Annotated in this window: 7 protein-coding genes, 1 tRNA gene, 2 rRNA genes and 1 pseudogene (1 of these 11 running past the window's edge); 1 reads left to right on the forward strand and 10 read right to left on the reverse strand. The window is 56.5% G+C overall.

Annotation, left to right across the window (positions count from 1 at the left end):
- Nucleotides 1–28 precede the first annotated feature (28 nt).
- Complete coding sequence (locus tag AGA_RS13745) at nt 29–205, forward strand: hypothetical protein (protein ID WP_157065336.1); 177 nt, start codon at nt 29–31, stop codon at nt 203–205.
- A gap of 346 nt (nt 206–551) precedes the next feature.
- On the opposite strand, the gene AGA_RS08820 is transcribed toward AGA_RS13745, so the two are convergent.
- From AGA_RS08820 to AGA_RS08860, 10 genes and pseudogenes are all read right to left on the reverse strand, one after another.
- Nucleotides 552–902: a hypothetical protein gene (locus AGA_RS08820; RefSeq protein ID WP_059023908.1), complete on the reverse strand. Its 351-nt coding sequence runs from the start codon at nt 900–902 to the stop codon at nt 552–554.
- Nucleotides 903–930: 28 nt separating this feature from the next.
- Nucleotides 931–1,746: pseudogene (gene tnpC / locus AGA_RS08825) on the reverse strand (IS66 family transposase); the annotation flags it as partial.
- A 77-nt stretch (nt 1,747–1,823) separates the two neighbouring features.
- Nucleotides 1,824–2,603, reverse strand: a complete 780-nt coding sequence (gene istB / locus AGA_RS08830) for an IS21-like element helper ATPase IstB (protein WP_025437151.1) — start codon at nt 2,601–2,603, stop codon at nt 1,824–1,826.
- A complete protein-coding gene (istA, locus tag AGA_RS08835) occupies nt 2,593–4,116 on the reverse strand; it encodes an IS21 family transposase (protein ID WP_059024568.1) in 1,524 nt (507 codons plus the stop codon). The genes istB and istA overlap by 11 nt, the downstream gene beginning before the upstream one ends.
- Before the next feature lie 90 nt (nt 4,117–4,206).
- Nucleotides 4,207–5,796 (reverse strand): xanthine dehydrogenase family protein molybdopterin-binding subunit, encoded by a 1,590-nt coding sequence (locus tag AGA_RS08840; RefSeq protein WP_231946121.1) that lies wholly within the window; start codon nt 5,794–5,796, stop codon nt 4,207–4,209.
- 10 nt (nt 5,797–5,806) lie between these two features.
- A complete protein-coding gene (locus tag AGA_RS14135) occupies nt 5,807–6,154 on the reverse strand; it encodes a molybdopterin-dependent oxidoreductase (RefSeq protein WP_231945764.1) in 348 nt (115 codons plus the stop codon).
- Between the two features lie 2 nt (nt 6,155–6,156).
- A complete protein-coding gene (locus tag AGA_RS08845) occupies nt 6,157–6,621 on the reverse strand; it encodes a (2Fe-2S)-binding protein (RefSeq protein WP_059023909.1) in 465 nt (154 codons plus the stop codon).
- 751 nt (nt 6,622–7,372) lie between these two features.
- Nucleotides 7,373–7,450: transfer RNA gene (locus AGA_RS08850), tRNA-Met, on the reverse strand.
- 53 nt (nt 7,451–7,503) lie between these two features.
- Nucleotides 7,504–7,619, reverse strand: a 5S ribosomal RNA gene (rrf, locus tag AGA_RS08855).
- 112 nt (nt 7,620–7,731) lie between these two features.
- Nucleotides 7,732–10,012 (reverse strand): 23S ribosomal RNA (locus AGA_RS08860) (it continues 460 nt past the right edge of the window).

Genomic DNA, 10,012 nt, shown 5'->3' on the forward strand with positions numbered 1-10,012 from the left:
TACGCAATATGCATTGCGAATTGGATGAATGGATAGAAACCTTGTTAAGGAAGGTAAGCAATCCAAGTCAGAGGCTAAAAAAAATGCGTGGCGCCTTGCGAAAAATTTTGAACAATGCGGCAGGAGAGAAGAACTAGAAAGATTAGGAAAACTTGCGGATAAATATGAAAAATTTGTTGTTTCTCAAAAATATCTTAAAAAGTAATTGTTTTATCAAACATCAAAAAATAATAATCCCATGAAATTATGTCTGCTGTGCGAATGCAAAAAGAACAACCTCACCTTTTCTTGGAGGGCGAAGGCAGCCTACCTGCTTTACATTGGTTGAACAGACATGCAGTTTATTGGTCGGGATAGTAGATACCCTGCTGAACGATAGCAAAATAGGCTGTCTATGCGTTGGCGCGTCTTCCTCTACCATTTTGGCTGTAGAGCGGTCTTGGGCTTCTGTTTTTTCTTGGGAACGGCTGGAGCCGTCCGAGACCGGGGGTGTTCGTGGCAAGATCACTTTGCGTTGCCACCTCAGTCGTATTCGTCCATCACGCTCCCCCTCAATCCTTCCATTCGCTGCGCCGGGCAGGCAGCCTGTTGTCGGCCGTACGCCATTTCTTGCCACTACGGTCGCCGCGGATGATCTCGTTACCTGCTTTTGAACAAGCGACAACACTCGTGACGTCGACATTGCGATATTTACCGCTTTTATCGCACTCCCAGTTGAAGCTGATAGTCTCGTTTCTGTAAACGAACTTGCCGGACCAGGCCGCAAGGAACGAGTATTTCTCACCATCGATCGTGATGACATGCTGATGCCAAGCTCGGCAGTTACCGCCGCGGCTAGGAGGACGGGACTTATCCTTTAGATAGACGTCATAACTTTGAAACTTAGACCGTTCGACGCGCACGGTAACCGGCCGCTCTGGGCCGCCTTGATTATGCGGCCTGTCTGTGCAGTGTATTCACGGGTTTCCAGTTCCATGGCAACAGTTCGTGGAGCCGGTTGATCTTGTGCTCGTTGATACGGGCCAGGACGTCGGCGAGGTAATCGTGCGGATTAAGCCGGGAGAGTTTTGCGCTTTCGATAAGCGTCATGGCATCAGCGATGTTGTCGCCCCCGGTGTCGGATCCGGCAAAGAGATAATTTTTTCGCCCCACGCATACGGGCCGTATGGCGCGTTCGGCAGGATTGTTGTCGATGGCGACACGACCATCTTCGAGGAACAGGGTAAAGGCCTTCCACCGGTTGAGCGCATAACGGATCGCTTTTGCCAGTTCCCCCTTTCCAGGGATACGGGCAAGCTGTGTTTCGCACCATGCGTGGAATGCTGTGACACGGGGGCGGCTTTGTTCCTGTCGGACAGCCAGACGATACGGGGCCGGGTGTCCGGTGATCTGGCGCTCGATATCGTAGAGCTCTCCGATCTGTTCAAGTGCTTCCCTTGCGATTGTCGAATCACTGCCCTTCCAGACATCATGGAAGGCCCGGCGGAGATGAGCCCAGCAGGCCGCTTCGCGCACGTGCACGGTTCCTGTTGCGTCTGGTTTATACAGATCCCTGAACCCGGCGTAGGCGTCAGCCTGCAGAATGCCCCGGAACTGTGCCAGATGGGTCTGGGGATTGATCCCCTTGCGATCGGGAGAGAACCAGTAGGCCACGGCGGGCGGATCACTCCCTCCCCATGGGCGGGGATCGCGCAGATAGCTCCAGATCCGCCCTTCCTTCACGCCCCGGGGTTTGCCTGTTGATTTTCACTGAGAACTGACCCGGGTTTTTCATCAGGAATTGACCCAGCCAGATGCTATTTCAGGCACAGTCGGGCGGGCGGTCAAGAAGAGGATCTGTCCTTTCTGTTTTTTGACGCGGCGGTGCTGGCGCGGAACCTGTAGCTGTCATTTCCTGTCTCGAGGATATGACAGTGATGGGTCAGCCGATCGAGGAGCGCCGTTGTCATCTTCGGGTCACCAAAGACGTCTCCCCATTCACTGAAGCTCAGATTGGTTGTGATGATGACACTGGTGCGCTCGTAGAGGCGGCTGAGCAGATGGAACAGCAGGGCGCCCCCAGACGCACTGAAGGGGAGATAACCGAGTTCATCAAGGATCACGAGATCCAGGCGGAGCAGCCTGTCGGCAATCTGCCCGGCCCGGTTGGCGGTCTTTTCCTGTTCGAGCGCATTGACCAGGTCGACCGTTGACCAGAAGCGCGCCTTCTTGCGGTGATGGGTGATCGCCTGGATGGCCAGCGCGGTCGCCAGGTGGGTTTTCCCGGTTCCCGGACCGCCGATCAGCACGACATTTTCAGCACGCTCGATGAAGTCCCCGCTATGGAGCTGGCGGATCATGGGCTCGTTGACCTGCGTATCGGCAAAGGAGAACCCGGACAGGTCCTTGTAGGCGGGGAACCGGGCGGTCTTTGTCTGGTAGGCGATGGAGCGCACTTCGCGTTCGGCCAGTTCCGCCTTCAGGAGTTGTGAGAGGATGGGGATGGCCGCCTCGAAGGCAGGTGCCCCCTGCTCGATGAGGTCGGCCGTGGCCTGGGACATGCCATACATCCGCAATCCACGGAGCATGACCACAAGTGAAGCAGCCGCAGGATCATGACGCATGGCGGCTGTCCCTTCGCAGGATGTCATACCGCCCTGTATCGGCGCACGGTTCGTGTTCGAGCACCAGGGCCTGTGGGGCATCGAGCCGGGGAACCACGGTTCTCTTGGCATCGATCAGGCGATGAAGCGTATTGAGAACATGGGTCTTGGTCGCCACGCCGTCTTCAAGTGCCAGTTCAACCGCGCAGAGGACAGCCTGCTCATCATGCTGCAGCACAAGGGCCAGGATTTCAGCCATTTCCCGGTCGCCTCCAGGGCGCCTGAGCAGTTGATCCTGCAGGGTCCGGAAGGCGGCTGGCAATTCGGTAAACGGCGCGCCATTGCGTAGGGCGCCCGGTTTGCGCTGGATGACCGCCAGATAATGCCGCCAGTCATACACCGTGCGGCCTGGCACACCATGCGAACGCGTGATGATCCGGTCATGCACGCACAGAACTTGCCCTTCGGCGATAATGCGCAGCTTGTCAGGATAAACCCGCAGGCTGACCGGACGATTGGCAAAGGAGGCCGGCACGCTGTAGCGGTTGCCTTCGAACTGGATCAGGCAGGTTGGTGAGACGCGCTTGGTCTGTTCGACAAACCCGTCAAAGGGACGCCCCGGCACCATGAGGTGGGGACGTTCGCTTGCATGGACCTCGGAGACGCTACACGGCAATCCAGCATGCCGCAGCCGTTCCCAACGGTCCAGGCAGCGGGCTTCCAGCCAGGCATTCAGCGCCCCCAGATCGGGAAAGACGGGCAAATCCTGCCAGATCTGGCGCCGGGCATCCTGCACGGTCTTCTCGATCTGCCCTTTCTCCCATCCGGCTGCCGGATTGCAGAAGGTCGGCTCGAACAGGTAATGGCTGGCCAGGGCCATGAAGCGCAGGTTGACCTGACGCGCCTTGCCCGACCCAATCCGGTCCACGGCCGTCTTCATGTTATCAAAAATACCCCGCCGCGGCACGCCACCGAGCACGCGGAAGGCCTCGGTAAGCGCATCAAAAAGCATCTCGTGGGTCTGTAGGGGATAGGCCCTGAGTATGAAGGCCCGGCTGAAGGACAGTTTGGTGTGGGCAACCTGCAGCTTGACGCGACGGTCGGCAATGACCGCCCAGTCCTCGCCCCAGTCGAACTGGAACGCTTCCCCGGGCTGGAAGCACAGGGGCACAAAAACACCCCGACCCGTTGTCTGGCGTGCCTGGTGCTGTTCGTGTTTCCACTGCCGGATGAAAGCGGCCACCCGTCCGTAGGATCCATCATAACCCAGTGCCACAAGGTCTTCATGCAGTCGTCGCGCCGTGCGCCGATTCTTGCGGGGGCGAGCGGCTTCCAGGACCAGCCATCCCCTCAGCCTGTCAGCAAACGGGTCCAGTCGGCTGGGACGTTCGGGGACCTGGAACCGCGGTTCAATACTCTGTGCCCGGAGATATTTCCGGATCGTATTGCGTGACAGTCCCGTCCGGCGTTCGATCTCGCGGATCGGAAGATGATCCCGGCAGTGCCACCGGCGGATCACACTCAGAAGCTCCATGTCAATCACTCCAAAACCCCCCCAGCAGATGATGCCGGGGAGTGTGAAGGCATGGGTCAAATCTCGATGAAAATTTCCGCCCTACCCGGGTCAGTTCTCAGTGAAAATCAACACCCAGACCTCGTGCACCCTGACACGCCCGTTTTCGAGTGACACTTCCGCAATCGCCGCAGCTTCAGACCCGAAAGGTGACGCCATGCCAATCCCGCGCGCGCGGCGTGAACCATCTGCAGCCGTAAACGGGCCACGCTTCCAGCCACCGGACAGGTCTGCGACCGCCTTGAGCAAAGTCGTCAGGCGCCTGTTGTCCCGGAGCAGGTGCAACCGAAGCTCGTAGGGGTCCTGATGTCCCTTGTCCGCAAGTTCGTCCAGAAATGTTTCATAGAGAAAGTCATTCATGGAATTCCCGACGGAACGCCAGTATCCCAGCGTCGCCGGATTTCTGACGAACAACTGGGCGATCCGACGGTCGGGAATATCGTAGGCCTTGTTGGTCAGTCCTTCGAGGGCTGTCGGATCAAGGTCTTTTCCGCGCTTCGTCCCGAGACCTTCCGTTGCTCCTTCCGTAGCGCTGACGACGTCAAGCGCAACAGGACGACCAGTCTCATCAAGCCCCGCACGGAACCGCACGGCCGCCATGGGACGCAGGGCATCGCGCAGGAACTCTTCCTCACGGGTCCAGATCAGCTTGATGGGCCGACCCGTCGCTTTGGCGAGCGCAATGGCCTGCGGATAGGGGCTACCATGGTCGTAAAGGAAATGACGTCCGAAAAACCCACCCAGTAATGGCGAATGGATCGTGATCTTTTCGGCATCCATCCCGGTGCGCCTGGCCATATCGGCACGGAACATGTCGGGCGCCTGATTGGGGAGCCAGACATCGAGTGTTCCATCGGGATTATACCGTGCCAGTGCGGAAGGAGGCTCAAGCTGCCCATGGTTCACGTACTGGCTGAAATACGTTGCCTCGACGATTGTATGGGCGTTTTTCAATCCACGCGTCACATCGCCTCTGGTCTCCGCGTTCTCTTCTTTCCCGGATACTGTCGCCAAATGTTTCCTGAACTCTTCCGTCGAAAAATCCGCTGGCATCACACGAATGTCTGAGGCTGCCCCCGGTTCAGCCTCGACCCAGTTCACCAGCAGAGCTTCAACCCCGCGTCTGGCATGCCACCACCGCTCGGCTACGACCGCCACCGCCCCCGGCAGACGATGAACGGAGTGAACACCCTTCATCTGGCGCACCTGTTCTTCGTTGCGGATGGAGCCAACCGTCATGCCAAGGCGCGGCGCATGCTGGACCGCTGCGTGCAGCATGCCATCAACCCGCACATCAATTGCGTAGTCGACCTTGCCTGTCGATTTCTCGTAGATATCCAGCCGCTTGACCGACTTGCCGATCCAGCGGAACTGCGACGGATCTCTCAGCTTTACACTGGCCGGACCAGGCACCGGGAGATCCATGGCCACATGCGCCAGGTCTCCATAATTGACCGTTCGGCCCGATGCGACATGAACGACCTGTCCCGGCTGAGTGGTCAGCTCTGACACGGGAACACCCAGATGCTGCGCCCCGGCCTGAAGCAGCATCTCACGTCCGAGCGCACCGAGACGCCGCATGGCGGGATAGCCGTTCCGCACCGACATGCTCCCGCCCGTGATGCGCATACCGCTGTCCATCACAGCGTATTCATCTCCTGCCGGGGGCATTTTCAACAAGGAAAGTCGAAGGGGCCGCGTCCAGTTCCTCGCCGACGATCTGTGCCATGGCAGTGAACGTTCCCTGCCCGCCTTCAATGAAGGGGCTTTGCAGGCGCACGGTATTATCCGGACGGATTTCAAGGAATGCGGGGACCCGTGTTCCCCGATATTTCGGTCCCTGCGCGGCCTGGGCGCGCGCCTGTCGGGCCGGCAGGCCGAAACCCAGCACGAATGCACCCGTTGTAGCGCCTGCCGATGTCAGCATAAAGCGCCGTCTGGACAGATTGACCGGTCCCTGCTGCATCAGGGGAGCATCATCAAAAAGACCGTTCACCATTCTTATGCTCCCCCGTCCGTTGAACCGGACGCCAGATCATGAATGGCGGTACGAATGGCATTATAGGTTCCGCAGCGGCAGAGATTGACCATCGCTGCGTCGATATCGGCATCCGTGGGGTGGGGAACCTGCCTGAGCAGTGAGGTCGCGGCCATGACCTGCCCGGACTGGCAGTAACCACACTGCGGCACCTGATGTTTCACCCATGCAGCTACCACACGCTTGCCAAGATCATCCTGCTCGATCGCCTCGATGGTCGTGATCGACGCTCCTGCCACTTTTTCAACAGGTGTCACGCAGGACCGCACGGCCTGTCCGTCGACCAGCACAGTGCAGGCCCCACACTGCGCCAGCCCACAGCCATACTTAGTGCCCGTCATCGCAAGATCGTCGCGCAGAGCCCAGAGCAAGGGAGTATCAGGCTCGACATCCACATGGTGCTGAATACCGTTGATGTTCAACTCCATGTAAACCTCCCATTATTGATTTTGTACAAAATCATTATGAATGGTGACGTAATTCACCAATCCAGATTTTTATTTTCAGTCCATTCAACGCGTGAACTCTTATATTATTATTTTTCAAAATAGAAAATTAGCCCTAATTTAATGCATATAATCATGAGCGCAGCACATAAATGTATAACGATTTGAAGCTGTAAAACTTAAGGTATTCTATGTCTTCCCATGAACTGGACTTTGGATTGAAGTGAAGTTTGTGCCTTGAAAACTGACATTAAAAAAATACCCAGAATCATGTCATCGGGATCCTGAAGGGGGGCCAGGCATGTTCTGCGGCTACATATTTATGCCGCAGGCTCAGGACCAGAGATACTATGTTTATACGTGGCAATCGAAAATACGGCGGGATGGTGGAATGGCCGCTCAACGCTCTCTGTGAAGAGCTTGATAGCGGTCTAATCACTGGAGACACTGCCGGCAAAACACTCGCAGCACCCGGTGTGCACCGAGAAGCTATGATCTGGGCGCCCCGGGTAAGACATATTCGCCATTCACTCACCGGTTGACCCGCTTCTTAAGTGGCTTCTCGTGCCTATTCTAGGTTGGCTCCGGAACTCACGCAGACGTGAACACCGACAAAATTGCGCCTGAATTCCTTTTCGTTTGCTTCCTATGTGTTTCCTGCGGTGGATTTTGGGCACAAAAAAAGCCACCCTTCTGGGTGGCTTTTCTTCTGTCTTTTCAGACGCTTATTTTCTGGTTGCGGGGGACAGGATTTGAACCTGTGACCTTCAGGTTATGAGCCTGACGAGCTACCGGGCTGCTCCACCCCGCGATGGTGATTGTGTTGATTTTGTTATGAGAAGATTTGTGAGGGTAGACTGGAAGACCTGGCGGCGACCGACTTTCCCGCGGCTTAAGCCGCAGTATCATAGGCGCTGGGGGTTTTCACGGCCGAGTTCGGGATGGGATCGGGTGGAACTCTCCCCGCCATGGCCACCAGGTCATCCAGACCACCCTTTAGGGTGTGTGGATGCGGTTGGTGCGTTTTGGTGTTTTAGCGTGTGACGCGGTTATGGATGATTTCTGTGCACGGGCCATCTTTTCAGATGGTGTGAGAGTGAGCCTATTGGGTGATTAGGACCAGTTAGCTGCACGTGTTACCACGCTTCCACATCTGGCCTATTAACGTGGTGGTCTACCACGACCCTCAGGGAGATCTAGTTTTGAGGTGGGTTTCCCGCTTAGATGCTTTCAGCGGTTATCCCGTCCATACTTAGCTACCCGGCTGTGCCGCTGGCGCGACAACCGGTGCACCAGAGGTATGTTCATCCCGGTCCTCTCGTACTAGGGACAAATCCTCTCAAATCTCCAACATCCACGGCAGATAGGGACCGAACTGTCTCACGACGTTCTAAACCCAGCTCACGTACCACTTTAATCGGCGAACAGCCGAACCCTTGGGACCTGCTCCAGCCCCAGGATGTGATGAGCCGACATCGAGGTGCCAAACCTCCCCGTCGATGTGGACTCTTGGGGGAGATCAGCCTGTTATCCCTAGAGTACCTTTTATCCGTTGAGCGATGGCCCTTCCACGCGGGACCACCGGATCACTATGGCCGACTTTCGTCTCTGCTCGAGCTGTCACTCTCGCAGTCAGGCGGGCTTATGCCATTGCACTCAACAGCCGGTTTCCGACCGGCCTGAGCCCACCATCGCGCGCCTCCGTTACACTTTGGGAGGCGACCGCCCCAGTCAAACTGCCCACCATACAGGGTCCCGGACCAGGCTTACTGGCCGCGGTTAGACATCAGAAAAATTCAGGGTGGTATTTCAAGGATGGCTCCACAGGAACTGGCGCCCCTGCTTCAAAGCCTCCCACCTATCCTACACAGAATGTCTCTGATGCCACTGTAAAGCTACAGTAAAGGTTCATAGGGTCTTTCCGTCTGACCGCGGATACCCCGCATCTTCACGGGGAATTCAATTTCGCTGAGCCGATGCTGGAGACAGCGGGGAAGTCGTTACGCCATTCGTGCAGGTCGGAACTTACCCGACAAGGAATTTCGCTACCTTAGGACCGTTATAGTTACGGCCGCCGTTTACCGGGGCTTCAATTCAGTGCTCTCACACCTCCTCTTAACCTTCCGGCACCGGGCAGGCGTCAGACCCTATACGTCGTCTTTCGACTTCGCAGAGTCCTGTGTTTTTACTAAACAGTCGCTACCCCCTGGTCTGTGCCACCCACAAATGGTTGCCCAAATGTGGGTCTCGCTTATCCCGAAGTTACACGAGTAATTTGCCTAGTTCCTTCAGCATCGTTCTCTCAAGCGCCTTGGTATGCTCTACCAGTCCACCTGTGTCGGTTTAGGGTACGGTCTATACGCCAGAGCTATTTCCTGGAATGCTCCAAAAGCCGGTCCAATCCGTTAAGGACCAACAACATATCGCATTCGTCACTTCTGGCAGGTTCAGGAATGTTCACCTGATTCCCATCGACTACGGCTTTCGCCCTCGCCTTAGGGGCCGACTAACCCTGCGTGGATTAACCTTGCGCAGGAACCCTTGGACTTTCGGCGACAGTGTTTCTCGCACTGTTTGTCGCTACTCATGTCAGCATTCGCACTTCCGATATCTCCAGAAGGGGTCACCCCGCTTCCTTCACAGACTTACGGAACGCTCCGCTACCGCGCATACATAGTATGCACCCACAGCTTCGGCACGTGGCTTGAGCCCCGTTACATTTTCGGCGCAGGGTTTCTAATAGACCAGTGAGCTATTACGCTTTCTTTAAAGGATGGCTGCTTCTAAGCCAACCTCCTGGTTGTTTTGGAATCCCCACATCCTTTCCCACTTAGCCACGATTTAGGGGCCTTAGCTGGTGGTCTGGGCTGTTTCCCTCTCGACAATGGACCTTAGCACCCACTGTCTGTCTGCCAGGCTAAACTTCCGGGTATTCGGAGTTTGGTTGGGTTTGGTAAGGCTTTGGGCCCCCCTAGCCCATCCAGTGCTCTACCCCCCGGGGTCAACACCTAACGGTCTACCTCAATAGATTTCGCGGAGAACCAGCTATCTCCGAGTTTGATTGGCCTTTCACCCCTAGCCACAGCTCATCCCCGACTTTTTCAACAGGCGTGGGTTCGGCCCTCCAGTGCGTGTTACCGCACCTTCAGCCTGGCCATGGCTAGATCACTCGGTTTCGGGTCTTCTGCCAGCAACTTGGCGCCCTATTCAGACTCGCTTTCGCTACGCCTACACCTATCGGCTTAAGCTCGCTGCAAACAGAAACTCGCTGACCCATTATACAAAAGGTACGCCGTCACCCCATAAGAGGCTCCGACTGCTTGTAGGCATCCGGTTTCAGGTCTATTTCACTCCCCTCGTCGGGGTGCTTTTC

The organism is Acetobacter ghanensis (genome assembly GCF_001499675.1).
Lineage (GTDB): Bacteria > Pseudomonadota > Alphaproteobacteria > Acetobacterales > Acetobacteraceae > Acetobacter > Acetobacter ghanensis.